The following is a 26204-nucleotide window of genomic DNA, read 5'->3' as shown; positions in this document are numbered from 1 at the left end:
CGCAATTTCGCAGGACATCTTTTTCTATGGTCTGGATTGATTACGCCATCGTCGGTATCGTCGGTTTCTCTGCCCTCATCAGCTTGGTGCGCGGCTTCGTCAAGGAAGCCATGTCACTCGTCACCTGGTTTGTCGCCTTCTTCATTGCCAGCCATTTCTATCCTGATCTCGCCGTTTACTTCACCTCCTTTTCCGATGCCCTGGTGCGCAACGGCCTGGCCATCGCCGCCCTGTTCGTGGCGACCCTGATCCTCGGCAGCGTGGTGAACTATGTGGTGGGCCTGCTGGTGGACAAGACCGGACTCTCGGGTACCGACCGGGTGCTGGGGGTCTGCTTCGGTGCAATTCGCGGGGTACTGATCGTCAGTGCCCTGCTTTTTTTCATGGATACCTTCACCAGCCTCTCCCAGAGCGACTGGTGGCAGGCCTCCAAACTGGTGCCCGAGTTCAAGCCGGTCATCCAGTGGTTTTTCGGGTTCATGCTGAACTCATCGAGTTTTCTTAAACAGGTATAGTGACTTCGAGGTAGCAAAGACATGTGTGGTATTGTCGGTATAGTAGGCACCACTCCGGTCAATCAGGCCCTCTACGACGCCTTGACGGTGTTGCAGCACAGGGGACAGGATGCCGCCGGGATCGTAACCATTGACAGTGGAAACTTCCGGCAACGCAAGGCCAATGGCTTGGTGAAGGACGTGTTTGAAGTGCGCCACATGCAGCGTCTGCAAGGGAACATCGGCATCGGTCATGTCAGATATCCCACCGCAGGCAGCTCCAGTGCGGCAGAAGCCCAACCTTTCTATGTGAACTCCCCCTACGGCATGGTGCTGGCCCATAACGGCAACCTTACCAATGCCAAGGAGCTCAAGGAGCAGCAGTTCAAGGTGGCCCGTCGCCACATCAACACCACCTCGGATTCCGAAGTGCTGCTGAACGTGCTGGCCCACGAGCTGGATCTGTGTGACAAGATGGCGCTGGCTCCGGCGGACATCTTCGCCGCGGTGCGCAAGACCCATCAGCAGATCCGCGGTGCCTATGCGGTGGTCTCCCTGGTGATCGGCCACGGTCTCATCGGTTTTCGTGACCCGAACGGTATCCGCCCGCTGATCCTCGGTCGTCGTCAGGACGAACAGGGTCAGGTGGAGTACATGCTCGCCTCCGAGAGTGTGGCGCTCGACGCCATCGGTTTTGAAACCGTGCGTGACGTCGCTCCGGGCGAAGCCATCTACATCACCGAACAGGGTCAGCTCTTCTCCGAGCAATGCGCCGACAACCCGCAGATGAGCTCCTGCATCTTCGAATATGTCTACTTCGCCCGTCCCGACTCCTTCATCGACAAGGTCTCGGTCTACGCCGCCCGCCTCAACATGGGTCGCAAGCTGGGCCAGAAGATCGCCCGCGAGTGGGAAGATCTCGACATCGATGTGGTCATCCCCATCCCCGAGACCTCCTGCGACGTGGCGCTGGAGATAGCCCACACCTTGGATCTGCCGTACCGTCAGGGCTTCGTGAAGAACCGCTATATTGGCCGAACCTTCATCATGCCGGGTCAGACTCAGCGCAAGAAGTCGGTGCGTCGCAAGCTCAACGCCATCAGCTCCGAGTTTAAGGGCAAGAAGGTGCTGCTGGTGGATGATTCCATCGTGCGGGGCACCACCTCCGAGCAGATCATCCAGATGGCGCGAGAAGCCGGTGCCGCCAAGGTCTACTTCGCCTCCGCCGCCCCCGAGATCCGCTTCCCCAACGTCTATGGCATCGACATGCCCACCGCCAACGAACTGATCGCCCACGGTCGGGAAGTGGAAGAGGTGTGTGCCCTGATCGGCGCTGACGGTCTGATTTTCCAGGATCTGGAAGACCTGGAAGCCGCGGTACGGGAGATCAACCCGGAGCTGCGCCACTTCGAGACCTCGGTGTTCAATGGCCACTATGTCACCGCCGACGTGGATCAATCCTATCTGGACCACCTCAACGCCCTGCGCAACGATGACAGCAAGGCGGTACGCGAGTGGCACGAAGGCACCAGCAACCTGGAAATTTTTAACGAAGGCAGTTAAACGTTTTCTCCGTTGCTAAAGATGATGATATGGGGGCCCTGGCCCCCATTGTTGTTTCTGCAACTTGGGAGGGCAGGGGATATCTGTTTGAAAAAGCGGCGCTTATGCGTGCAGGGGTGGGCGGTGACGGCGGGATCCGCTAGCATAGGCGCCTGCCATGTTTTCCGATCAGATGAGAGTTCAGATGGATGATCTGCTAGCCCCCGTGCGCCAGTTTTTGCACTGTGAGACCCCGGATGAGTGGGTGGAGATGGCGCGGGATCCCGCCCACCTGCCGACCCTGCTCATCGATCACGCCAACTGCGAGAACAAGGCTGCGCTCACCGCTCACAGCCTGGTGCGCCGCTACTGCCTGCCCAAGGGCAAGCGCCACCTGCTGCCCAAGCTGGAATTCTACCGCGAGCTGGACGCCATCCCCGAGAAGGCGGAGATCCTTGGCAAGCGTACTATGGGGGAGTCCGATCGCACCGTGTTTGAGGAGCTGGCGCGCAATCCGCTGCTGTTTCCCATGGTGCGCCTCATTCAGGAGGAGCTGCACCACTTCGAGCAGGTGCTGGAGATCATGGCGGCCCGCGACATCCCCTACGGCCCCGTGACCGCCTCCCGCTATGCCCGCAGCCTGATGCAACACGTGCGCACCCATGAGCCTGCCACCATAATCGACAAGATGATCATCGGCGCCTACATAGAGGCCCGCTCCTGCGAGCGTTTCGCCAAGCTGGCCCCCCATCTGGACGAGGAGCTGGGTCGCTTCTATGTCTCCTTGCTGCGCTCCGAGGCGCGCCACTATCAGGATTATCTGGCGCTGGCCGAGCTCTATGCAGGGGAGGATATCAGCGAGCGGGTGGCCTTTTTCGGCAGGCTGGAGGCCGAGCTTATCTGCTCGCCGGATCCCCAGTTCCGGTTTCATAGCGGTCTTCCTGTCACTTCTGACAGTTGTTGACGCAACGGGGGCCAACTACTATTGCCTCGTTCCTACTACGAGCGACAAGTAGTATTCTTTGAGCGCAATTCCCGGCCCCCTAGCCGGGATTTTTTTATCTGTTTTTTTCCTCTCCATCCAGCACCCATGGTGAATGTTTAATCACTTACCTTTCGGCCTACGGTTCAGCCTGGCGGCGTATGCCCTGCATTTTTAAGGCGATTAATTACTCATTCAGGCGGGGCACCCTTGTAGAAGCGGGCGAAACCGTGTACTTTTTTGCCTTCGCAAGATTTGAATAACCAATCAATAGGAGCGTGTATGCGCATTGTTCTGTTGGGGGCTCCGGGCGCCGGCAAAGGTACCCAGGCTCAATTCATCATGGAAAAACACGGTATTCCGCAGATCTCCACTGGCGACATGCTGCGTGCCGCAATCAAGGCGGGCACCGAGCTCGGCTTGAAAGCCAAGGCTGTGATGGATGCAGGTCAACTGGTCTCTGACGACATCATCATCGGTCTGGTCAAAGAGCGTATCGCCCAGGCCGATTGTGCCAAAGGCTTCCTGTTGGACGGTTTCCCGCGCACTATTCCCCAGGCGCAAGCCATGAAGGATGCCGGTGTGTCAGTTGATTTCGTGCTGGAGTTCGACGTGCCGGACGAAGAGATCGTCAAGCGCATGAGCGGTCGTCGCGTTCACTCCGGCTCCGGCCGTACCTACCACGTGGTGTTCAACCCGCCGAAAGTGGAAGGCAAGGATGACGTGACCGGCGAAGATCTGGTGATCCGTGCCGACGATGAAGAGACCACAGTACGCAAGCGTCTGGATGTATACCATCAGCAGACTGCACCGCTCATCGGTTTCTACGGCAAAGAAGCGGAAGCGGGCAACACCCGTTACGTCAAGATCGACGGCACCCAGCCGGTTGATCTGGTGAGCCAGCAGCTCGCCGCCATCCTGGGCTGAGCCCGGTCGATGACACCCTGTACCATCAGGTAATTTAAGAGAAGGGCCCTGATGGGCCCTTTTTGCATCACGACAGATAGACAGGAAGCCAATGTGACCACGAAAACAGGCATCTTGCTGGTCAATCTGGGCACCCCAGCCGCCCCCACTACCGCCGCCGTCAAAGCCTTTCTGAGCCAGTTTCTCCATGACCCCAGGGTTGTCGATCTGCCTCGCTACCTCTGGTGCCCGCTGCTCCATTGCATCATCTTGCCGACCCGTTCACCCAAGGTGGCCAAGTTGTACCAGCAGGTGTGGACCGATCAGGGCTCACCCCTGATGGTCATCAGCCAGCAGCAGCGCACCGCGCTGGAGCAGGAGCTCAAGCGGGAAGGGGTGGACGTGCCGGTGGAGCTGGCCATGACCTATGGCTCGCCCTCCATGACGGATGGCTGGCAGGCGCTCAAGGCCAAGGGGGTCAACCGGGTGATCCTGTTGCCGCTCTATCCGCAATATTCGGTGAGCACCACGGCTTCCGTGTTCGATGCCTGGGCCAAGGCGATGAAAAAAGAGCGCAATCTGCCAGTGGTGCGGCTCATTCGTGATTACCACGCTCACCCGGAATACATCCAGGCGCTGGTCATGAGCGTGCGTCGTCATTGGGAGCAGCACGGTCAGGGGGAACATCTGCTGATGTCCTTTCACGGCATCCCCGAGCGCTACGAGCAGGAAGGGGACCCTTACGGTCAGCAGTGCCGCACCACGGCCACCCTGCTGGCGGAGGCGCTCGGGTTGGAGCAGGGGCAGTGGACGGCCAGCTTCCAGTCCCGTTTTGGCAAGGAGGAGTGGCTCAAGCCCTACACGGACGAAACCGTCGCCGGCTTGCCGGGTCGCGGCATCAAGCGGCTCGATGTGATCTGTCCGGCCTTTGCCGCCGACTGTCTCGAAACCCTGGAGGAGATCCAGGTACAAAACCACGAGGCCTTCATGGAAGCCGGTGGCGAACAGTTTGCTTATATCCCTGCCCTTAACAGCGATCAGGCCCATATCCGCATGATGGTCTCCCTCATCTGCCGCGAGCTGGCGTGAGGAGAGTAGGCAGTATGATGTATCAACGAGGAGCGATCGCATGATCCATATCACCCTGTTCTATGCAGGCTTGCTGGGGCTCTTGTTTCTGCTGCTCTCCTTCTGGGTGGTCAAACGCCGGGCCCAGTTCAAGGTGATGATAGGGGAAGGGGAGGCACCAGAGCTGCTGGCGGCGATCCGCACCCACGGCAATTTTGCCGAGTATGTTCCTTTGACCCTGCTGTTGATGGCCCTCTGCGAGCTGGCCGGGGCGGGGGCCTTGTGGCTTCATCTTGGCGGCGGCATGCTGCTGGCGGGTCGGGTGCTCCATGCCATCGGCATGCAGATCCCCAAGGCCCCCAATCTGCCGCGGTTGTTTGGCACCCTGCTGTTCTGGCTGTCCCTGGGACTCTTTTCGGTGCTGGCGCTGCTGCTGTCGGCGAGTTGAAAAGAGCCTCCTTGGGTACACAAAAACCACCTCCCGACGAGGTGGTTTTTTGTTGGGCGAAGAATAAACGTTTTCCCCTGCAACCCTTGTCTATACTGACCCCATAATTTAATCAGGGCGACTTTTCGGGACGGCTGATTGTGTTAAAATCCCGCCCCTCTTTTCCCCAGAGCACAGAACATTGCCATGAAATTTCCCGGTCAGCGCAAGTCCAAACACTACTTCCCTGTCGATCGCCGTGATCCCCTGATCTCGCAAAGCGCCCAACTCACCGAACTGGGCAAAGCCTATGTCGTGGGTATCGATCAGACCCTGGTTGACATCGAAGCCCATGTGGATGATGACTTTCTGGCTCGCTATGGTCTGAGCAAGGGCCACTCTGTGGTGATCACCGACGAGGTGGCCGAGCGCATCTACGACGAGCTCAAGGCCAACAACATGGTGGTGAGCGAATTTGCCGGCGGTACCATCGGCAACACGGTCCACAACTACTCGGTACTGGCCGACTCCCACTCCATCCTGCTGGGGGTAATGAGCCAGGATATCCGGATCGGTTGCTATGCCTACCGTTATCTGTGCAACACCTCTTCTCGCGTCAACCTCGACTATCTGCAGCCGGTGGACGGCCCCATCGGTCGTTGCTTCACCTTCATCACCGAGTGTGGCGAGCGCAGCTTCGGCATCAATGCCGGCAAGATGAACCAGCTGGACGTGCGTCACATCCCCGAAGAGGTGATCAAAGGTGCCTCCGCCCTGGTGATCACCGCTTATCTGGTGCGCGGTGATGACGGTGACCCCATGAAGGAAGCGGCCATGACGGCGGTGCGTTATGCCCGTGAGGCCGACATCCCCGTGGTACTGACCCTGGGTACCCGCTTCGTCATCGACGAGAATCCCCAGTGGTGGCGTGAATTCATCGCCGAGAACGTGACCGTGCTGGCGATGAACGAGGACGAGGGCGAGGCCCTGACCGGCATCGCCGATCCCCTCGGTGCCGCCGACAAGGCCCTCGACTGGGCTGACATGGTGCTCTGCACCGCCGGCCCCATCGGCCTCTACATGGCGAGCTACACCGACGAGGACTACAAGCGCGAGACCACGCATACCCTGCTGCCGGGGGTGATCCCCGAGTTCAACATGTATGAGTTCAGCCGCCCGATGGCACGCAGCAAATGCCGCAAGCCGATGCGGATCTACTCCCACATCTCCCCCTACATGGGTGGCCCGGAGAAGATCAAGAACACCAACGGTGCGGGCGACGGTGCCCTTTCCGCCGTGTTGCACGACATGGTAGCCAACTCCTACCACCGGATGAACGTGCCCAACTCCGCCAAGCACATCTCCGAGTTCCTCACCTACTCCTCCCTGGCCCAGGTGTGCAAATACGCCAACCGGGTCAGCTACGAGGTGTTGGCCCAGAGCAGCCCCCGTCTCTCCCGCGGTCTGCCGGAGAAAGAGGACAGTCTGGAAGAGGTGTACTGGGAGCGTTGATTTTCCCACCGTATTGAATGCAAAGGCGCCGTCAGGCGCCTTTTGTTTTTCGAGATGGATCAAGTTTTTAGATGTCGATTGGTGATGACCATGGACATGGATGAAGCCGCCAGCATACCTTGTTAACAAAATGTATTTTGTCAGGATGACGGTATGTTGAGGCAATGGAGTATTGGCCATCGCTTGATGCTGATGGTGTTGATGGTGGTCGCCGTGCTGGGTTTGTTGTTGTTCGCTTGCCTGCGCGTCTATTACCAGGGGCTGATGGCGGAGAAGAGCAACCAGGCACGTTCACAGGTGGAGACGGCCTATAGCCTGGTCGCCAGCTATGAAGAACAGGTGCGCCAAGGCAGGCTGGACGAACAGAACGCCAAGGTACTGGCGCTGACCGCCGTGCAAAAACTGCGTTATGGCCAGAACGACTATTTCTGGATCAATGACAGCCATCCCACCATGGTGATGCATCCCATGAAGCCCGAGCTCGATGGTCAGGATCTCTCGGGGGTGGAGGACAAGCAGGGGCTCAAGCTGTTCGTCGCCTTCGTCGAGCGGGTCAAGCAGCAAAACGGGAGCGGCGAAGTGGCCTACTACTGGCCCAAACCCGGCGTCGATGAGCCGGTGCGCAAGATCTCCTACGTCAAACAGTTTGCCCCCTGGGACTGGATCATCGGCACCGGCATCTATGTGGATGATGTGGAGGCGCAATACCAGCAGGTACTGCGTACCCTGATGGGCATAGGCGCCCTGCTGGCTGTGCTGCTGCTCGCGGCTGCGACCCTGATCCGGCGCAGCATAGTGATGCCCCTGTCCCAGTCGGTGTCTGCCTTGGGTGACATGGCCAGGGGAGAGGGGGATCTGCGTTTTCGCCTGCCCGAGAGCGGCCGTGATGAACTCAGCCTGCTTTCGGCCAATTTCAATCAGTTTGCCAACCAGATGGCCCAGCTGATCGGCCGTGCCCAGCAGATCACCAGCCACAACAAGGATGCAGCCCGGCAGCTCGAGCAAGTAGTGGCACGCACCAGTGCCATCGTGACCGATCAGGAACAGGACACCCAGCGGGTGGCGGCGGCCATGGTGCAGATCACCGGCAGCAGCCGCGCCATCGGCCTCAATGCCGAGCAAGCAGCCCAGGCGGCAGAATCGGCACGCCAGTTGGCCCAGCATGGCCGCGAGATTGTGGCCCAGACCATCACCACCATAGGACAGCTGGCGGACGAGATGGAGGAGACGGTGCAGGCCGTGGCCCGCCTTGAGCAGGACTCGCAGCAGATTGGCTCCGTGCTTGACGTGATCCGCGGGGTGGCCGAGCAGACCAATCTGCTGGCCCTCAACGCGGCCATCGAGGCGGCCCGCGCCGGTGAGCAGGGAAGGGGGTTTGCGGTGGTGGCCGATGAGGTGCGTACCCTGGCCACTCGCACTCACAGCTCTACCGACGAGATCCGGCAGATGATCCAGCGCTTGCAGGAGGGCGCCGGCAAGGTGGCGACCGGCATCGAACAGTTGCAGCGACTGTCGCGCTCGACGGCGCAGAAAGCCGGTGATGCGGAAGGAGCCATCGGCAATATTGACGAGGCGGTGAGCACCATATTGGCGATGAACAGCGAAATTGCCGGGGCGGCCGGTGAGCAGAGCAGTTCGACCGAGGAGATCACCCTGCGCCTGTCAGCCATTACCCAACTGGCCAGCGAGGCTCTGGTGGAGAACCGGCGTACCGGTCAGGCGGCCGGCTCCTTGTCGCAAACCAGCGATGAGTTGAGTACCCTGGTGGTGCGATATCGTACTTGATGGGGGTATCCCCCGTCTTTTTAGGGATTTGACTTGAGTCTGGGGGGCTTTTGCGACACCATCTGCCCCATTCTTGGTCCGTATTGGCCAGCCGCCTGTAAGAGAGAGCCCCATGAGCAAATTAACTGACAATCTTGACGCCAATTTCCAGCTGTTTGTTGAACAAGTCCGCGAGTCGGGTCAGGTCTGGGGTCTGCGCTACGGTGAAGACTGGGTGGTCTGCCGCTCTGCCGAATTTGAAGATGCCGATGTGATGCCGCTCTGGTCCGCCGAGGAAGATGCCCGTCTGCACTGTGTGGACGAGTGGGCCGACTATGAGCCGGAAGTGATCGACCTGGAAGAGTTTCTCGACATCTGGATCAACGATCTGGACGATGACGATGTGCTGGTGGGCCCGAACTGGAATGCCGATCTGGAAGGCCAGGAGCTGGAGCCCATCGAGCTGGCCAAGGCGCTGGTCGAACTGGACGCCTGAAGGCGCCTCCATTGACGACGCCGACATCCGGTGTCGTAGCAAAGCAATGATGAGACCGGTATCCGCGAGGATGCCGGTCTTTTTTATGATCCCGTGGGCATAATGAGGGTCAAAGGGGGATTTGCCTTTGCACCCGCGCAGGCGATGGTCCATCATCAACCTTTTGCCAGGGGGGGATAGCCATGTTTTTGTTCGACGTCACAGGCATAGAGGGTGGGCGGGCCAGCATCCGGATACAGGCGCTGGACTGGACACAGACCGGGCCGGTGACGTTCCAGTGCGATGACGATCAGCTGGCACTGGTGCTGTTGAGTGATTGCCGCTGTGATGCAGTGGGCTTCTTTACCCTGCTCTCCGGATGCAAGCCCCTCCATCTCGAACAATGGCTCAGCTATTTGCAGGAGAGCGGCCGCATCGGCAAGTGGAGTCATCAGATTGAGAGCCCGGCCGATGACGACTATCTTGCCCGGGCCGGGCTACCCAGCGAGGAGCTCAATGCCCTGCTGGGCCAGGTCTATCATGTGGCGGGTTTCAATCGGCTGCAGATCAACCGGTACCTCAAGCACCGCCATAACCCCTCCAGTCTGGCGACCCGTTATGATCAGAAGGAGCTGGAGCGCTACCGCCAGCTCAACGACATCATTCTGACCCTTCTGAAGCTGAAGCATCCTCACTGAACAGGCCCAACTGGCTGATATCCGGTCGCAAAGGCTGCGGCCGGGCGATCAGATAACCCTGCAGGCCATCTACATACATTCCTTGCAACAGCTGCTTCTGGCCCAGTTGTTCCACCCCTTCCGCGATCACCTGGCACCCCATCCGGTGTGACACGTCGACAATCATCCGCACAAACTGCTGGTTGGTCTGATCCTGCTCCAGCCCGGTGATGAGGGCGGGATCGAGCTTGATGTAATCGGGTTTGAGCTCACGAAACAGGCTGAAGGAGCCGATGCCCTTGCCAAAGTTGGCGATGGCAGAGCGGCTGCCATTGCGGCGCAGCAGCTCGAACACCCGCTTGGCACCGGTCGGATTGCGCTCCAGATGCTCCTCGTCCAGCTCGAACACCAGGTTGGCGCTGGTGTTGGGATCCTTGAGCAGCTGCCTGTCCAGCCAGATCAGCAGGGCGCTGTTTTGCAGCAGATTGGGTGAGAGGTTGATCCCCCAGCGACTCTGGTTGGAGCCAAATGCCCGGTACTGGCGCATTACGTGGACGATCACCAGTTGCTCCAGCCGCATCACCATATCGAGCCGCTGGGCCATGGCAAACAGGGTGTCGGTCGGCAGGGCCGTACCATCGCTGCCGCAAAAGCGGGTGTAGATCTCGTTGTAGGCCATCATGCTGCGATGCAGAGGCTGGATGGGTTGATAGGTAAAAGTGAGGCGCTCCTGGGCCAGCACTTCCCCCAGCACCTCGCGCCAGTGGTGCTGGCCCTGCAGATCGGCGATGTTGTCCTCATGCTGGATGGCCCAGCCATTGATGGTTTCGGTCTGGGCCCGCGCCAGCGCCAGATCGGCTCTGGCAAGCACGGTTTCGATCTTCTGGCCGCTGCTAAGCCGGGTAAGGCCCGAGTAGGCGGCACTCTCCAGCTCGTGCTGCTCCTGGTAATTGTCGAAGGCCACCTTCAAATCCTGCCCCAGCAAGTGAGGCGGAATATTGACTACGGGTTGCACCAGCACGGCAAAGTCGGCTCCCGAGATGCGATAGACCTGGTTGCCCGGAAAGCGACTCACCACCTGCTTGATGAGGTTCGCCATGTCCTTGATGTAGGCATCACCGGACTGAAAGCCGCGCTGGGTATTGATTTTGCCTAGTTCGGTGGCACGGATCAGCACCAGGGTGGCGGTCTGGGTGTCCTGATCCCGCTGCAGCAGCTCCGTCACGTCACGGCGAAAGGCGTGGCGATTGAGCAACTGGGTCAGCTCATCCGTGGTGGCCAGATTGCTCAGCTCGGTCAGCTGGCGATGGGCATGCTGCGAATCGCTCTCAAACTGGAGCAGCAACTGTTGCAGGGCTTCCCGGGAGGCGGGATCGTCCAGCCGTTCGGGGTCCCGCTCCGTGAGCGCCTTGACCCAGACCAGCTCCTGGTGTTGTTGCATGCCGGTCAGGGTGCGCAATGCCAGCAGCAACAGCAGCCCCATGCCAAGCAGGGTGGTCGACAAAATGATGACCAGAGTCACCGGTGTGCTTTGAAGTGCCAACCAAAACCCTTGCAGGAGCAGCAAGGGTATGCTCACTATGGTGGCAATGAGAAAGAGGGAGCGTCCAAGCTTTTGAACCATCTTGTCATCCTTGAGGTGGCTGCGGTCACTTGGGGATTCTAACCGACCCCGTTCGGCAAACCATGCTGTTCCTCGCAACTTGGTGCAAATGTGTCGTTCGGGATTGAATAAATTGTGAGTGAAACCACTTTCACGGGCTTGAAATCCGGCGAAGATGAATTCGAAATGGATCAAACGAGGCAGAGGTGAATCATGTTGTTAGAGCCAGGGAATAGTGCCAAAGCACGGCAGTTGTTGAATCAAAGTATGGCGCTGGTACTGGCGGGAGGACGTGGCAGCCGCCTGAAGCAGCTGACCGACAACCGGGCCAAGCCTGCGGTGCATTTCGGAGGAAAGTTTCGGATCATCGATTTTGTGCTTTCCAACTGCATCAATTCGGGGATCCGTCGGGTAGGGGTGGTGACGCAATACAAATCCCACAGCCTGCTGCGACATCTGCAATCGGGTTGGTCTTTTTTGCGCTACCAGATGAACGAGTTCATCGACTTGCTGCCAGCTCAGCAGCGGGTGGACGAGGTGCACTGGTATCGCGGTACTGCCGACGCCATCTATCAGAACGTCGACATCATTCGTGACTATGGTCCCAAGTACATAGTGGTGCTGGCGGGGGATCACATCTACAAGATGGACTATGCCGCCATGTTGCTCGATCACGTGCGCCTTGGTGCCAAGGTGACGGTAGCCTGTATCGAGGTGCCCCGCTCGGAGGCCTCCGCCTTCGGCGTTATGGACATCGACGAGCAGCGCAAGATCCGCGCCTTCGTGGAGAAACCCGCCAACCCGCCAGCCATGCCGGGCTGCGAAGACAAGTCCCTTGCATCCATGGGGATCTATATCTTCGAGGCGGAGTATCTCTATCAGCTGCTGGAAGAGGACATCCTCAACCAGGAGTCCAAACATGACTTCGGCATGGACGTCATTCCCCGCATCGTGGGGGAGGGCAAGGCGTTTGCCCACCCCTTCAGCATGTCCTGCGTCGGGGCCAAGGAGGGGCAGAAACCTTACTGGCGTGATGTGGGGACCCTGGACTCCTTCTGGGAGGCCAACATGGATCTCGCCTCCGTGGTACCGGAGCTCGACATCTATGACGAAAACTGGCCCATCTGGACCAGCCAGACCCTGACACCGCCCGCCAAGTTCGTGCAGGACCGAAACGGCCAGCATGGCATGACCATCAACTCCATGTTTTCCGGCGGAACCATCGTCAGCGGGTCGTTTGTGCTCAACTCTGTGCTGTTTACCAATGTGCGGGTTCACTCCTTCTGCACCCTGGATCAGGCGGTGATCTTCCCCGGGGTGGAAGTGGGGGCGGGCTGCCGTTTGCGCCGGGTGGTGGTGGACAAGGGGTGTGTGCTGCCCGATGGGCTGGTGGTGGGAGAGAATGCCGACGAGGATAGCCGTCGCTTCTACCGCTCAGAACAAGGCATAGTGCTGGTCACCAAGGGAATGCTGGAGAAGCTGGCGTAAGCCCGTACCTTGCCTGACGTAATAATGAAAAGGGAGCCGTTGAGGCTCCCTTTTGCATGATGTGACCTGTGGCTTATTCGCTGATCGCGGCCTTGCCTGCCATCACCATGGCGGTGCCGTGCTTGCCACCGGCGGCGGTGACCTGCGGGACGCCATCTTCATCGGTATCGCTGCCGGCGCCGGTGATGATGTTCTCACCGGAGTCACCGATCCACTCGGCCATCTGCATGCCGCCGTTGACGGTGCCACGGAACCAGCTGACGTACTGGGTGGTCAGCTTGGCCAGCTCCAGCTCGGGCGCCTTCTCGGCCCCTTCGTTGCGCAGGTTCAGCATGGCAGAGCGCAGGGCGCCGGAGATGGCAGCCTGGGTCCAAGGGGTGTATTCACCCTGCTTGCCGGCAAGCCAGGTACCTGCCTTCTGGTTGAAGTAGGCCTTGTCGGTGGCGATGAAGAGCTCGCGCGCCGCGGTGCGGTACTTCACGTCCTGAGTCGCCAGGAAGGCGGCGGTGAGGCCGCGGATGGCGGCAAACTGGGTCTCGACAGACTGGCCAGCGTCAACGGATCCACCCAGGGTCAGACCGTCGTGCACCAGCCCATTGCTGCCTTTGAGTTGGGCGAGGATGAAGTCGGCCTGTTTGGTGATAAGCGCGAGCGCCTCCTGCCCTTGTTTGGTCTTGAGGTTCAGCTCGCCATTGTCACCGGCGGCGTAGCCTACCGGCAGGGCGTCCTGGGCGCGCTGGAAGATCTGCAGGGCGACCAGGGTGTAGGCGGCGTCGAAGGTAGTGACGTGCTTGGCCTGTTTGCCATCCTGCCAGCTGTCGACCAGGGTGCCGGCCTTGGGCTCGAAGTGCAGGGCGGCCAGGTTCTTGAAGGTCAGGTTGGAGAGGTTCAGGGCCAGGGAGAAGGCGTCGTTGCCTGCTACTGCCTTGGTCAGATCATTGGCCTTGTTGGCAGCCGGCGCGGCGGCAAACGGCGCTCCGTCAAACACGGCGTGGAAGGCCGGGTTCTGGTTGGTGTTGGCGCTGCGCTGATCGCTGAAGGCGTAGAACTCGGAGAGCGGCCACAGCATCATCCAGGCATCGCGCAGTTGGGCGGAACCGTCGACCACTTCCAGCTTGCCGATGGCACCGACTTCGTTCTTGCTGGTCTCGGTCACTTTCACCTGATGGGGGAAGTAAATCACGCCCTTGGCCGGATCGTATTGCGGGGTGATCTTGGCGCCCAGGGCCTTGCCGTCAAAGCCGAGCTGGCTTTGCAGAATGGCCAGCTTGTCGATGGACTGTTCGGTCAGCATCATGCCATTGAAGCCATCGGCGGCGGAAACCCCCAGCTTGTGCTTGCCGTCCTGATCCATGGTGGCGGAGGCGGCCTCCACCTCTTCATCGCTCTCTGCTACATGCATGCCGCCGAGGAAGTCCTGGGACCACATCACCTCTTTGAGCAGGATGCCACCCACGGCAGCCGGTACCAGCAGGTTGTCGCTGCCGCTCCAGCGCAGGGTGGCGTAGTCGCGGAAGTAGGCCGGCACCTGGGTCTTGACGGTTTTCTCGTTGCCCTTGGCGGTCTTGATGATGATCTGGTCACCGTTGACCGGGGTCGTGTTGACGGCCTGGGCAAACTCCGGATTGGCAGAGGCATAGGGGAAGGAGAGGGGATACATGCCCTGGGGCACTTCATCGGCCGGGAAGCCGACGGCGTCGGCCATGGCCAGCACTCGCTTGCCGAGATCTGCCAGGGTGCCGCCGCGGGCCAGGTTCTGCGGCCCGTTCACCAGGTGCGGGCCCATGCCGGACTGGTAGTTGAGGGCGTACATCGCCTCTTCGGAGTATTCGTAAGATTCGATGCCGGCGGCGAAGTCGAACGGAGTTGGCTCGTCGGCGCGGTTGGCGTCGAGCACGTCCAGATCCAGACCCAGGGCCTCGGCCAGCGGCTCGCCGGAGAGCTCGAATTCGGTGTAGGCCAGCATGTTGGCGGCGGTGTTGAATGTCTTGTCTTCCACCTTGACGGCAGCGTGCGCGGCGCTACCCAGCAGTGCGCAGGCGATCGCCTGTACCAGTACGGTTTTTCTCATGTCCCTTCTCACCATTGGTTTTATTATCGGGTTTATTGTGACGCTTCTCATGACGAATCTAAATGAGAATGGTGCGCATTATGTGTGATTTGGACGGCGTTGAGAAGTGAAAACCGCCCCGACCAGTGCAAACGACACAAGGCGGGACGGTGGGGGTGGTGATCACGGTTATCGCGCAGAGGGCGATGGCAAGGAGCGGGCTTAGAACACCTTGAAGGGGATCACCAAGCGGCCAGGTTCCACCTTGAGGGCTTCGACTTTCTCCTTGATCCTCGCCTCATTCTGGCGGCTTGCATCGAGCCGGTAGACGGGGGTCTGGGACAGGAACAGGGAGAGCGACTGGTTGAAGGTGGGCAGCAGCGGCGTGAGCGCCGCGCCTATGTCGGCAGGTTCGGTCTTGACCGAGAGCAGCTCCAGATCGCGCAGATAGATGGCACCCTGATCCGCCAGGTATTCCGGACGGGCCCGCAGGGCAAAGCGGACCTTCATCTGCTGGTTGCCGAGGGGGCTCAGTACCTGCAGATCGCCGGCGGCATCCAGCTCGATGCGATCCGGCTGGCTGCGGCCGATGCGGCTTTGCATCTCATCGAGGCGGATCTTGCTCGACATGATGCCGGGGATCCCCAGCTGTTTTTCAAAGGAGACCTGATCCTTGAGGTATTGGTTGATTTCGGCCTCGCTGACGTTGTACTGGGTGAGCGAGCAGGCACCCAGCAGCAGGACGAGGGGGAGTAACAACAACTGTTTCAACATGAAGGGATCCGCTTGATAAAAAGATGTCGCTATCTTACGCGATAATCCGTGCTGGGCGGGAGCCCTGCTTACCCATGTATTCGGGTGGGGCGAGGGGCCATCATCAGCAAGGAGCAGGCTGCCATAGTGAAAGCGATAGATGCGGGAGCGAGGAGAGTGCGATGAACAAGATGGACAAAGGCGGTCGCTGGCTGGGGATGGTGCTCTGCGCTCTGGTCTGGCTCTGGAGTGGGTTGCTTCGCGCCGAGGTGAAGGTGATCCCGGTCTTTGATGCCGGCGCTGCGGTGCAGACTCTCAGGGAGATCTACCCGGATCTCGGGGTAAGCGCCATGGGCAACCAGCTGGTGCTGAGTGGTACCCCGGCCCAGTTGCAGGAGGCCGAGACGACCCTGGCCCAGCTCAACAAGCCGCCCCAGAGCCTGCTCATCGAATGGCGGGTCGATGGCGCGTCCAGCGGTCAGCAGCTGGGTGTCGGGGTTGGCCGCGATGAGGCCAAACGGCAATGGCTGCTGGATGGCAACGCCCAACAATACCAGCAGAGCCAAAACGACAGCTGGCAGGTGCGAGGCTTGTCGGGGCGACCCGTATTGCTGCAGATGGGATCCTATCAACCAGTGACCTTCTATCAGTGGCGCGGCGGCCAGGTGGTGGGGCTGATGCCGCTGGTCAACGGCCTCTATGCCACCGCTACCCTGATTGGCGACAGGGTACAGATAGCGCTCAGCAGCGAGCAGGCCAGGCTGGAGCAGGGCACCATCAACAGAGGGCAGAGCGCCACCGAGGTGAGCGGTGCCCCGGGCCAATGGCTGACGGTGGGAGAGCTTTCGACCAGCTCGGCCCGGCAAGGCAGTAGCCTGGGTACCCAACTGCAGGCCGGGGGTGGCAACCAGAGCGAGCGCCAGACCCTGCAGATCAGGGTCACCCGCCAATAGCCAGGAGCACTCCCTTAATGGGGCTGGTCGGCGGCGTATTCACGCAGCTGGCGACTGCGCAGCAGATACCAGAGGCTCCACAGGCTGGCGATCAGCACCAGGGCGGTGGGCCAGCTGAAGCTCCACTTCTGCAGATTGAGGCTGTGCAGCTGCATCACCAGGCCGCTTGCGGCAGAGCAGAGCAAGAGGCCCCGGCTGTGGCGCCTGAGCCATGCCCGTGCACTCTTGGTCTGTTGGTAGGTGCCGCCACAGGCGAGCAGCGCCAGCATGGCGGGCACATCGGTCAGCAGACTGAGATAGAGGCTGATTTTGTCCGGATAGAAGAGGGCGAGAATGTCGCTGCCGCTCTCCCGGCTGACCCCCGCCATTAGAAACAGCCAAACCGAGCGGGTCAGCAACAGGGCAATGGGCCAAAACCAGAGTGGGGGGCGCAGCTGGCCGTGATCGTCATATCTGTGTTCGGGGTAGAGGGTCATAAGGCCCGTGATCCGCTTGGATGAAGGATGTGGCAGATATGGGGCGGGACAGGGCCCTTTGCAAGGCGCAGGGGGAGAGAGGAATTAATCGGGGGGCCATGCCCCCCAATCCGCGTGTGTCATTCAAGGTGGCGTTACAGCCAGCCCTTGCGTTTGAAGAAGAGGCCGGTGCCGAGCGATGACATCACCATCAGCACCAGGGAGAGGGGATAGCCGTACTCCCAGGCGAGCTCCGGCATGCGGCCGAAGTTCATGCCGTAGATGCTGGCGATAAGCGTCGGTGGCAGGAAGATCACTGCGGCCACCGAGAAGATTTTGATCACCTTGTTCTGCTCCAGATTGGTCACCCCCATGGAGGCCTCCAGCTGGAAGTTGATCTTGTCGAACAGGAACTGGGTGTGGGGCAGCAGGGACTCCACGTCGTGCAGCATCTCGTCGATCCACTTGTTCTGCTCCAGGCTCATGCGCTGGCGCAGGCTGCGCTTCAAAAAACGCAGGGCGCGCCGGGTATCGTGCAGTGAGAGACGGATCTGGCCGTTGGCCTCTTCCTGCGCCATCAACTCTTTAAGCATGGGGTTGATCTGATCCGGCTCGAAGATCTGATCGGCGGTGTTTTCCAAGGTTTTGTAACCATCCTCGATAAGGTCGGAGAGGTACTCAACTTTCAGGTTCTGCACCTCCAGCAGGATATCGAGGGCATCCTCCACCTCCAGCCTGTCCTGGCGCATATAGTGGCGCAGCAGGCGCACCAGGCCGATATCATCCTCGCGGATGCTGATCAGCAGGTTGTTGCGCAGGGTAAAGGAGACGTGGACACCCTTGGTGTCACGACCGATCCGCTGGGGAAACAGGGAGTGAATGTGCAGACCGTCGGTGTCCCAGTAGAAACGGGCCGACGCCTCGATGTCGTCCAGCTCCTCCTTGTCGGGCACCTCTTCCAGGAACAGGCCCGTCAACCATTCTCGCTCCGCCGTGTCCGGTTTGTAGGCATCCAGCCAGACCGTGTTGTCAGGCACTATGTCGTCAGGCCCGAGCGTGACTATGTCCAGTACCTTGTTATTGAGAATGTAGGCGGTGATCATCTGTCCCCCCTTAAAAAGTCATGGGTAATCAGGGATGGTTGCACAGGTCATGCGGCCTTAGAGCGCGTAGAAAGCGATCCCGTGGACAAGCTGAACGGGCCGATGGAAAACCTGAATGCGGCGAACTATACAGGGGCGGGCCGCGCTTGTCAGGGCTTATTCATGCTGGGTTCAGCCTGTTCGCTCAAAAAAACAGCGAGGTCGGATCATCGGATCTGGCTGGAAAGTGGTCAGCCCGGAGGCATCTGCTTTGCCGCTTCCCGGGATGAGGGATAAGCCTCTTTCACCTGATGGGCAGTTGGGGCCATCTCCCCCTTGGGCAACAGCCGGGGGAGATGTTGAGGGGCTGGTTAGCCATGCCATCTCGGGTCTGTATGGCAATGCTCCTGAACATCATGTTCCTCAACATAAGGCTCCGTCGTATAAGTCCCTGTCACATATTGGGGTAGTTGGGTCCACTGCCCCCCTGCGGCGGTGTCCAGGTGATGTTCTGGCTGGGATCCTTGATGTCGCAGGTCTTGCAGTGAATGCAGTTGGCGGCGTTGATCTGCAGCCGTGGCTCGCGTTCGGCCTCAATGATCTCAAAGACGCCGGCCGGACAATAACGCTGGGCGGGTTCGGCCCAGGTGGCCAGATTGACCTCGACCGGGATCTGTTCATCCTGCAATTTGAGGTGACAGGGCTGATCCTCATCGTGGCTGGTGTTGGCCAGATAGACGGACGAGAGCTTGTCGAAGCTGAGCTTGCCATCCGGCTTGGGATAGTCGATAGGCTCACAACGACTGGCCATGCGCAGCTGACGGTAGTCGGGCTCCCTGTCCAGCAGGGTAAAGGGCGAACCTTCCCTGAAGAGGCGGGAGTGAAAGAGGCGCTGTTCCAGCCAATTGAAGGCGCCACCAAACCAGGGGCCATAGCGATGCAGGGCTGCGCCGAAATTGCGCGCCGTTTTCAGCTCTCCGGCCAGCCAGCTTTGCTGTAACGCATCGCCAAACTCGGCCAGATCCCGTCCCCCTTCATCCCCGCCCTTGAGACTCATGGCGACGGTCTTGGCCGCCAGCATCCCCGACTTCATGGCGGTGTGGATGCCCTTGATGCGGGAGAAATCCAGAGTGCCGGCATTGCAGCCAATCAGCAGGCCGCCGGGGAAATGCATGTGGGGCAGGGAGTGCCAGCCTCCCTTGGTGATAGCACGGGCGCCATAACTGATGCGCTCGCCTCCCTTGAGTACTTCAGCGATCAGCGGGTGGTGCTTGAGACGCTGGAACTCGTCAAACGGGCTGAGCCAAGGGTTCTGGTAGTTGAGATCGACGATAAGGCCGACTGCCACCTGATCCCCTTCCATATGATAGAGGTAGAAGCCACCGTGGCTGTGATTGCTCCCTTCCTTGCCAAGGGGCCAGCCGCTGCCGTGCAACACCCGGCCAGCATGGCTCTGGCCGGCCGGCAGTTGCCACAGTTCCTTGAAGCCGATGGCGTAGTGTTGCGGCTGGGCGCTGTTTTCCAGCCCGAACTGGGCGATGAGCTGCTTGCCAAGATGGCCGCGGGCCCCTTCGGCAAACAGGGTGTAGCGGCCGAGCAGTGCCATGCCGGGCACGTGATCCGCCTTGGGGTTACCGGCCCGATCCAGCCCGAGATCGCCGGTGAGCACGCCCTTGACCCGGCCATTTTCCATGATAAGTTCACTGGCGGTGAAGCCCGGGTATATTTCGACTCCCAGTGCTTCCGCCTGCCGAGCGAGCCAGCGGCAGAGGTTGCCAAGACTCAGGATATGGCAACCCGCGTTGTGCATCCGTGGTGGCACCGCCCAGTGGGGCAGTTGCAGTGCCCGGCTATCGTTTTGCAGCAGGTGCACCTGATCGTCGCTGACCGGTATGCCGAGGGGGGCCTCCTGCCAGCTATCCGGCAGCAACTCCTTGAGGGCAACGGGATCGAACAGGGCGCCGGAGAGCAGGTGGGCGCCAATTTCGGCTCCCTTCTCCAACAAACAGACCGACAGGTCGGCGTTGTGCTGCTTCAGGGCGATGGCTGCGCTGAGCCCCGCCGGGCCGCCACCCACGATGACGACATCAAATTCCATTGCTTCCCGTTCCATCTTGCCTCTGCGCTCTAGTTGGCCTAGGGTAGTGCTGGTAGTTTACGTAAACGTAAAGCTCTTGTAAGTAAAAAAATCAAACAAAAAAGTGCAAGGACTGGTCAATGAATTCAACCCAAACAGATGAGGCATGACCCCATGAAGCTGCTGGTCGCGATCAAACGGGTAGTAGATTACAACGTCAAGATCCGGGTCAAGGGAGACGGCTCGGATGTTGAGCTCGCCAACGTGAAGATGGGTATCAACCCGTTTTGTGAAATTGCGGTGGAGGAGGGCGTCAGACTGCGGGAAGCCGGGGTGGCAAGCGAGCTGGTGGTGGTGACGTTCGGGCCAGAGGCCGCTGCCGAACAGCTGCGCCATACCTTGGCGCTGGGGGCGGATCGGGCCCGCCACTACGTGACGGACGAGACGCTCACGCCGCTCACCGTGGCCCGCGCCCTGCAACAGGTATGCGAGCTGGAGCAGCCGGATCTGGTGCTCCTTGGCAAGCAGTCCATCGATTCAGACAACAATCAGGTAGCCCAGATGCTGGCGGCCCTCAATGACTGGCCGCTGGCTACCTGTGCCAGCGCGATCAAGCTTGAGGGGGGGGAGCTGCTGGTGACCCGCGAGATAGACAGCGGCCTTGAGACCCTCGGTATGCCATTGCCCGCTGTCGTCAGTGTCGATCTGCGGCTCAACGAACCGCGCTTTGCTTCGCTCCCCAACATCATGAAGGCCAAGCGCAAACCGCTCGAGAGCGCACCGTTTGCCGCCCTTGCCGTCGAGCCTGCCGGTCAGACCCGGCTGCTCGGGGTGATGGCGCCCCCTGCGCGCACCGCCGGGATCCGGGTCGGCTCGGTGGACGAGCTGGTGGACAAACTCAAGAACGAAGCGAAGGTGCTGCCATGAGCGTGCTGATCATTGCCGAACATCATCAGGGCCGGCTGGCCGACAACGCCGCACAGCTGGTCACGGCCGCAGGGCAACTGGGGGGCGATATCCATCTGCTGCTCTTCGGGCAGGGGCTGAGCGAGGCGGCGGCGCAGGCCGCGCAACTGGAAGGGGTCGACAAGGTATTGCTGGCCGAGCATCCCATGCTGGCAGACGGCTTGCTGGATGGGGTCGACAAGCTGCTGGCCACTCATGCCCGAGGGTATGAACACTGCCTGATGGCGGCCAGCAGCACGGGCAAGGCGCTGCTGCCCCAAGTGGCGGCCCGGCTGGGGGTGGAGATGATTGCCGAGGTGATCGGTATCGAGAGCGGCGATACCTTCCTGCGTCCCATCTATGCCGGCAATGCCATCGCCAGGGTGGCAAGCTCGGCACCCGTCAAGGTGATGACGGTCCGTCCGACCGCCTTTGCCAAGGTGGGGCAACAGGGGGCGTCCGCGCCCGTCGAAGCCTTGCCGGTGCCCGATTTCAAGTGCCGTACCCGTCTGGTCGAGCGCCAGGCGATCCGTTCGGCCAGGCCCGATCTCGCGGCGGCGCGAGTGGTGGTATCCGGCGGGCGGGCACTGGGCTCCAAGGCGCAGTTTGCCCTCATCGAGGCGCTGGCGGACAAGCTGGGTGGCGCCGTGGGGGCATCGCGCGCCGCGGTGGATGCGGGGTTTGTGGCCAACGATCTGCAAGTGGGGCAGACCGGCAAGGTGGTCGCCCCCGAGCTCTACATCGCGGTCGGCATCTCGGGAGCCATCCAGCATCTGGCGGGGATGAAGGAGTCGAAGGTGATCGTGGCCATCAACAAGGATAGCGAGGCCCCCATCTTCCAGGTGGCGGACTATGGTCTGGTGGGGGATCTCTTCACCCTGCTGCCGGAACTTACCGCCAAGGTGTAAATTTGTCAGAAAAGGCGGTGACTCGCGTTTTATGCGGACTCGCGACCATTTCTGCGCATGTTCTCAGCAAGCCCTGACCCGTTCAGGGCTTTTTCTCTTCTGTCTGACGTTTCATCATGACCGAAAAGAGTGCGCCAGATCCCAAAAAGCCTTTGATCAGCAAGCCTCTCTTGTGTAAAACCTGACAAGTCATCGATCACTCTCATCCATTCACGGAAAGCGTCATGAGCAAACAGATTTACAACTTCTGCGCCGGCCCCGCCATGTTGCCGGTCGAAGTCATGGAGCGCGCCCAGCGCGAATTTTGTAATTTTCAGGGGCTGGGAGCCTCGGTCATGGAGCTGTCCCACCGCGGCAAGCCCTACATGGCGGTTGCCGAGAAGGCCGAAGCAGACTTGCGCGAGCTGTTGGCGGTGCCGGACAACTACAAGGTGCTGTTCATGCACGGCGGCGGTCGCGGCCAGTTTTCCGCCGTGCCCATGAACCTCTTGGGTGATGCCAACAAGAAGGCTGACTTTCTGCTGACCGGCGTCTGGTCCCAGAGCGCCGTGGATGAGGCCAAAAAGTACGGCGACATCAAGACCTATCAAGGGGTTGCCAAGAATGAGCAGGGCATCTCCCACCTGTTGCCGACCCCGGCGTTTCGCGCCGATGCGGCCTATGTGCACTACTGCCCGAACGAAACCATCGACGGCATCGAGATGTTCGACATCCCGGCCACCGGCGATGTGCCGCTGGTAGCGGATCTCTCCTCCACCATCCTCTCCCGTCCTCTCGATGTGAGCCGTTTTGGCATCATCTATGCCGGCGCCCAGAAAAACATTGGCCCCTCCGGCCTGGCGATTGCCATCGTGCGCGACGATCTGCTGAGCCAGGCGCGCGCCGATGTGCCTTCGATTTTCGACTACCAGCTCACCGCCAAGAACGACTCCATGTTCAACACCCCGCCCACCTATGCCTGGTATCTGGCCGGTCTGGTGTTCGAGTGGCTGAAAGAGCAGGGCGGTCTGGCGGCCATGGAAGCACGCAACAAGGAGAAGGCCGATTTCCTCTACGACTATCTTGATCAGTCGAGCTTCTATGGCAACCAGGTGGATGCCAGCTGCCGCTCCCGCATGAACATCCCGTTCCAGCTGAAAAATGCCGAGCTGGACAAGTTGTTCCTGGCCGAATCGGAAGCGGCTGGCCTGCTGGCGCTCAAGGGCCATCGCATTGTCGGTGGCATGCGTGCCAGCCTCTACAACGCCATGCCGCTGGAAGGGGTCAAGGCGCTGGTCAGCTTCATGAACGGCTTTGCCAAGCGCCACGGCTGAGTTTTTCCCTGCTGATGTCAGACGCCGGGCTGAGCCCGGCGTCTTTTTCTGCTTGTCCTGAATGCGGCGCCCGCCGCCATATTTACCCCGAAAGTACCCTTGCCGAGCTGGGCGCGGGCTGTTAACGTCCGGACAGGTGTTTTTTTGAGATAGTACAGGAAGTCTATGAATTCGTTGCGTCTGGAACCCATTTCCCGTGTGGCTGGCGAGGTTAATCTGCCCGGCTCCAAGAGTGTCTCCAACCGGGCCCTGCTGCTGGCAGCCCTGGCTCGCGGCACCACCCGTCTGACCAATCTGCTCGACAGCGATGATATCCGCCACATGCTGGCGGCGCTGACCCAGCTCGGCGTCAAATACAAGCTTTCTGCCGACAAGACCGAGTGCACCGTGCACGGTTTGGGTCGCAGCTTTGCGGTGAAAGAGCCGGTCAATCTGTTCCTCGGCAATGCAGGCACCGCCATGCGTCCCTTGTGTGCGGCCTTGTGCCTCGGTTCCGGTGAGTACACCCTGGGGGGCGAGCCGCGAATGGAAGAGCGTCCCATCGGCCATCTGGTGGATGCCCTGCGCGAGGCGGGCGCCCATATCCAGTACCTGAAAAAAGATGGCTATCCGCCCTTGGTGGTGGATGCCAAGGGACTCTGGGGTGGTGACGTGCACGTGGATGGCTCCGTCTCCAGCCAGTTCCTGACCGCCTTTTTGATGGCGGCACCCATGGCGGCTGGCGACACCCGCATCCACATCAAGGGGGAGCTGGTCTCCAAACCCTACATCGACATCACCCTGCACATCATGAAGCAGTTTGGGGTGGTCATCGAACACGACAACTACAAGGTGTTCTACATCAAGGGCAACCAGACCTATGTCAGCCCGGGTGACTTCCTGGTGGAAGGGGATGCCTCCAGCGCCTCCTACTTCCTCGCGGCAGGCGCCATCAAAGGCAAGGTACGGGTCACCGGCATCGGCAAGCACAGCATCCAGGGCGACATTCACTTTGCCGACGTGCTGGAGAAGATGGGAGCCTGCATCACCTGGGGCGATGACTTCATCGAGGCCGAGCAGGGGACGTTGCACGGGGTCGACATGGACATGAACCATATCCCGGATGCGGCCATGACCATCGCCGTGGCGGCGCTGTTTGCCGAGGGGCCCACCTCCATTCGCAACATCTACAACTGGCGGGTGAAGGAGACCGACCGTCTGCACGCCATGGCCACCGAGCTGCGCAAGCTGGGTGTTGATGTGGAGGAAGGGCACGACTTTATCACGGTGACCCCGGCGGCCCAACTCAACCATGCGGCGATCGATACCTACAACGATCACCGCATCGCCATGTGCTTCTCCCTGGTGGCACTGTCGGATACGCCGGTGACCATCAATGATCCCAAGTGCACCTCGAAGACCTTCCCGGATTACTTCGACAAGCTGGCCAGCATCAGTCAGCATGACTGATTGATTTGTACCCGTGAGGCCCGCCATTGTGCGGGCCTTGTTGTCTTTGGTATTCGCGGTAGCACCATTTCAGTAACTTGCAAGATTGCTTGGTGAAATAGTTTTGCTATCGATGTAATTTTCTATTTACACCGCCTCTGTCGAGGGCTAGATTGAAGTTTCATTATCGCAGTCATCTAGCAGGAAGCCTTGTCATGCAGCATCAAACCGACGACGTTCGTATCAGTGAAATCAAAGAGTTATTGCCCCCGGTTGCGGTGCTTGAGAAGTTTCCGGCCACCGAGACCGCATCAAATACGGTGTTTGAATCTCGCCAGGCCATTCACCGCATTCTGACCGGTGACGATGATCGCCTGCTGGTGGTGATCGGTCCTTGCTCCATCCACGATCCGGTCGCGGCGCTGGAATACGGCAAGCGCCTCAAGGCGCTGCGCGACGAGCTCAAAGATCAGCTCGAGATCGTGATGCGGGTCTATTTCGAGAAGCCGCGCACCACTGTGGGCTGGAAGGGGCTCATCAACGACCCCTACCTCGACAACAGCTGCCAGATCAACGACGGCCTGCGCCTGGGACGCAAATTGCTGCTGGATCTCAACGACATGGGGCTGCCGACCGCCTCCGAGTTCCTCGACATGATCACTCCGCAATACGTGGCCGATCTGATGAGCTGGGGCGCCATCGGGGCGCGCACCACCGAATCCCAGGTGCATCGCGAGCTGGCCTCCGGGCTCTCCTGCCCGGTGGGCTTCAAGAACGGTACCGACGGCACCATCAAGGTGGCTATCGACGCCATCGGCGCCGCCAGCGCGCCGCACCACTTCCTGTCGGTGACCAAGTACGGTCACTCCGCCATCGTGGCGACCGCCGGTAACCCGGATTGCCACATCATTCTGCGCGGTGGCCGCGAGCCGAACTACAGCGCCGGCCATGTCAGCGAGGTGGTGAAGGGGCTGGAGAAGGCGGGGCTGCCGCAGAAGGTGATGATCGATTTCAGCCACGCCAACAGCAGCAAGCAGTTCAAGAACCAGATGCTGGTAGCCGAGGACGTGGCAGGTCAGCTGCGTGCCGGTAGCAAGGCGGTGTTCGGCGTCATGGTGGAGAGCCATCTGGTGGAAGGGCGCCAGGATCTGGTGGACGGGTGTGAGCTCACCTTCGGCCAGAGCATCACGGACGCCTGTATCGGCTGGGCCGACACCGAGAGCCTGCTGCGCAACCTGGCCGATGCGGTAGCCACCCGCAATGCAGGCTGATCTGTACCTCTGGCGCTTGCCGGTTCTTTCT

23 protein-coding genes are annotated in these 26204 nt (G+C 60.3%); 17 read left to right on the top strand and 6 right to left on the bottom strand.

Annotated elements, in window-relative coordinates:
• Positions 1 to 26: 26 nt before the first annotated feature.
• The 10 genes from ACB028_RS11650 (at position 27) to ACB028_RS11605 (ending at position 9868) form a co-directional block, all read left to right on the top strand.
• Positions 27 to 515, top strand: coding sequence for a CvpA family protein (locus tag ACB028_RS11650; RefSeq protein WP_042069609.1), 489 nt, complete (start codon positions 27 to 29; stop codon positions 513 to 515).
• A 21-nt stretch (positions 516 to 536) separates the two neighbouring features.
• Positions 537 to 2057 (top strand): amidophosphoribosyltransferase, encoded by a 1521-nt coding sequence (gene purF, locus ACB028_RS11645; RefSeq protein WP_042029210.1) that lies wholly within the window; start codon positions 537 to 539, stop codon positions 2055 to 2057.
• Between the two features lie 184 nt (positions 2058 to 2241).
• Entirely contained in the window at positions 2242 to 3000 is a 759-nt protein-coding gene (locus ACB028_RS11640) for a tRNA-(ms[2]io[6]A)-hydroxylase (RefSeq protein WP_371144347.1), read from the top strand.
• A gap of 300 nt (positions 3001 to 3300) precedes the next feature.
• Positions 3301 to 3945 (top strand): adenylate kinase, encoded by a 645-nt coding sequence (adk, locus tag ACB028_RS11635; RefSeq protein WP_042029209.1) that lies wholly within the window; start codon positions 3301 to 3303, stop codon positions 3943 to 3945.
• A 93-nt stretch (positions 3946 to 4038) separates the two neighbouring features.
• Positions 4039 to 5013, top strand: coding sequence for a ferrochelatase (gene hemH, locus ACB028_RS11630; RefSeq protein ID WP_371144346.1), 975 nt, complete (start codon positions 4039 to 4041; stop codon positions 5011 to 5013).
• Between the two features lie 40 nt (positions 5014 to 5053).
• On the top strand, positions 5054 to 5440 hold the full coding sequence (locus ACB028_RS11625; RefSeq protein ID WP_026456415.1) for an MAPEG family protein: 387 nt from the start codon (positions 5054 to 5056) through the stop codon (positions 5438 to 5440).
• Between the two features lie 186 nt (positions 5441 to 5626).
• The gene (locus tag ACB028_RS11620; RefSeq protein ID WP_026456414.1) at positions 5627 to 6931 is read left to right on the top strand and encodes an inosine/guanosine kinase; all 1305 of its coding nucleotides are present in this window, start codon (positions 5627 to 5629) and stop codon (positions 6929 to 6931) included.
• A gap of 153 nt (positions 6932 to 7084) precedes the next feature.
• Positions 7085 to 8716, top strand: a complete 1632-nt coding sequence (locus ACB028_RS11615) for a methyl-accepting chemotaxis protein (RefSeq protein ID WP_371144345.1) — start codon at positions 7085 to 7087, stop codon at positions 8714 to 8716.
• A gap of 112 nt (positions 8717 to 8828) precedes the next feature.
• Positions 8829 to 9191, top strand: a complete 363-nt coding sequence (locus ACB028_RS11610) for a DUF2750 domain-containing protein (protein WP_026456412.1) — start codon at positions 8829 to 8831, stop codon at positions 9189 to 9191.
• A gap of 182 nt (positions 9192 to 9373) precedes the next feature.
• Positions 9374 to 9868 carry a hypothetical protein gene (locus ACB028_RS11605; protein WP_042029204.1) on the top strand — a complete coding sequence of 165 codons (495 nt, stop codon included), beginning with the start codon at positions 9374 to 9376 and terminating at the stop codon, positions 9866 to 9868.
• Here the strand turns inward: ACB028_RS11605 and ACB028_RS11600 are convergent.
• A complete protein-coding gene (locus ACB028_RS11600) occupies positions 9831 to 11471 on the bottom strand; it encodes an EAL domain-containing protein (RefSeq protein ID WP_371144344.1) in 1641 nt (546 codons plus the stop codon). The genes ACB028_RS11605 and ACB028_RS11600 overlap by 38 nt on opposite strands.
• A gap of 192 nt (positions 11472 to 11663) precedes the next feature.
• Here ACB028_RS11600 and glgC point away from each other — a divergent pair, with 192 nt between their 5' ends.
• Positions 11664 to 12938 (top strand): glucose-1-phosphate adenylyltransferase, encoded by a 1275-nt coding sequence (gene glgC, locus ACB028_RS11595; protein ID WP_061475333.1) that lies wholly within the window; start codon positions 11664 to 11666, stop codon positions 12936 to 12938.
• A gap of 73 nt (positions 12939 to 13011) precedes the next feature.
• On the opposite strand, the gene ACB028_RS11590 is transcribed toward glgC, so the two are convergent.
• Entirely contained in the window at positions 13012 to 15009 is a 1998-nt protein-coding gene (locus ACB028_RS11590) for a hypothetical protein (RefSeq protein ID WP_371144343.1), read from the bottom strand.
• Positions 15010 to 15210: 201 nt separating this feature from the next.
• Positions 15211 to 15762: a lipoprotein gene (locus ACB028_RS11585; RefSeq protein WP_124240555.1), complete on the bottom strand. Its 552-nt coding sequence runs from the start codon at positions 15760 to 15762 to the stop codon at positions 15211 to 15213.
• Between the two features lie 170 nt (positions 15763 to 15932).
• Between ACB028_RS11585 and ACB028_RS11580 the strand changes: the two genes are divergently transcribed.
• The gene (locus ACB028_RS11580) at positions 15933 to 16694 is read left to right on the top strand and encodes a hypothetical protein (protein ID WP_371144418.1); all 762 of its coding nucleotides are present in this window, start codon (positions 15933 to 15935) and stop codon (positions 16692 to 16694) included.
• Between the two features lie 14 nt (positions 16695 to 16708).
• Here the strand turns inward: ACB028_RS11580 and ACB028_RS11575 are convergent, their stop codons facing one another.
• The 3 genes from ACB028_RS11575 to ACB028_RS11565 all read right to left on the bottom strand — a co-directional run bounded on the left by ACB028_RS11575 (position 16709) and on the right by ACB028_RS11565 (position 20344).
• Positions 16709 to 17170, bottom strand: a complete 462-nt coding sequence (locus ACB028_RS11575) for a DUF2919 domain-containing protein (protein ID WP_026456619.1) — start codon at positions 17168 to 17170, stop codon at positions 16709 to 16711.
• A gap of 134 nt (positions 17171 to 17304) precedes the next feature.
• Entirely contained in the window at positions 17305 to 18252 is a 948-nt protein-coding gene (gene corA, locus ACB028_RS11570; protein ID WP_026456618.1) for a magnesium/cobalt transporter CorA, read from the bottom strand.
• Positions 18253 to 18685: 433 nt separating this feature from the next.
• Complete coding sequence (locus ACB028_RS11565) at positions 18686 to 20344, bottom strand: electron transfer flavoprotein-ubiquinone oxidoreductase (protein WP_371144342.1); 1659 nt, start codon at positions 20342 to 20344, stop codon at positions 18686 to 18688.
• A gap of 138 nt (positions 20345 to 20482) precedes the next feature.
• On the opposite strand from ACB028_RS11565, the gene ACB028_RS11560 reads away from it, so the two are divergent.
• The 5 genes from ACB028_RS11560 to aroG all read left to right on the top strand — a co-directional run bounded on the left by ACB028_RS11560 (position 20483) and on the right by aroG (position 26173).
• Positions 20483 to 21235: an electron transfer flavoprotein subunit beta/FixA family protein gene (locus tag ACB028_RS11560; protein ID WP_371144341.1), complete on the top strand. Its 753-nt coding sequence runs from the start codon at positions 20483 to 20485 to the stop codon at positions 21233 to 21235.
• Positions 21232 to 22161: an electron transfer flavoprotein subunit alpha/FixB family protein gene (locus tag ACB028_RS11555; protein WP_371144340.1), complete on the top strand. Its 930-nt coding sequence runs from the start codon at positions 21232 to 21234 to the stop codon at positions 22159 to 22161. Before ACB028_RS11560 ends, ACB028_RS11555 begins: the two co-directional genes overlap by 4 nt.
• Positions 22162 to 22385: 224 nt before the next feature.
• Entirely contained in the window at positions 22386 to 23474 is a 1089-nt protein-coding gene (gene serC / locus ACB028_RS11550) for a 3-phosphoserine/phosphohydroxythreonine transaminase (protein ID WP_371144339.1), read from the top strand.
• 165 nt (positions 23475 to 23639) lie between these two features.
• Positions 23640 to 24923 carry a 3-phosphoshikimate 1-carboxyvinyltransferase gene (gene aroA / locus ACB028_RS11545; RefSeq protein ID WP_342016668.1) on the top strand — a complete coding sequence of 428 codons (1284 nt, stop codon included), beginning with the start codon at positions 23640 to 23642 and terminating at the stop codon, positions 24921 to 24923.
• Between the two features lie 194 nt (positions 24924 to 25117).
• Entirely contained in the window at positions 25118 to 26173 is a 1056-nt protein-coding gene (gene aroG / locus ACB028_RS11540) for a 3-deoxy-7-phosphoheptulonate synthase AroG (RefSeq protein WP_216992185.1), read from the top strand.
• The last annotated feature ends 31 nt before the right edge of the window (positions 26174 to 26204 follow it).

Source organism: Aeromonas sp. S9(2024) (assembly GCF_041403185.1).
GTDB classification, from domain to species: domain Bacteria; phylum Pseudomonadota; class Gammaproteobacteria; order Enterobacterales; family Aeromonadaceae; genus Aeromonas; species Aeromonas enteropelogenes.
The sequence above is the reverse complement of the archived record's forward strand: the minus strand, read 5'-3'. Positions and strand labels throughout refer to the sequence as shown.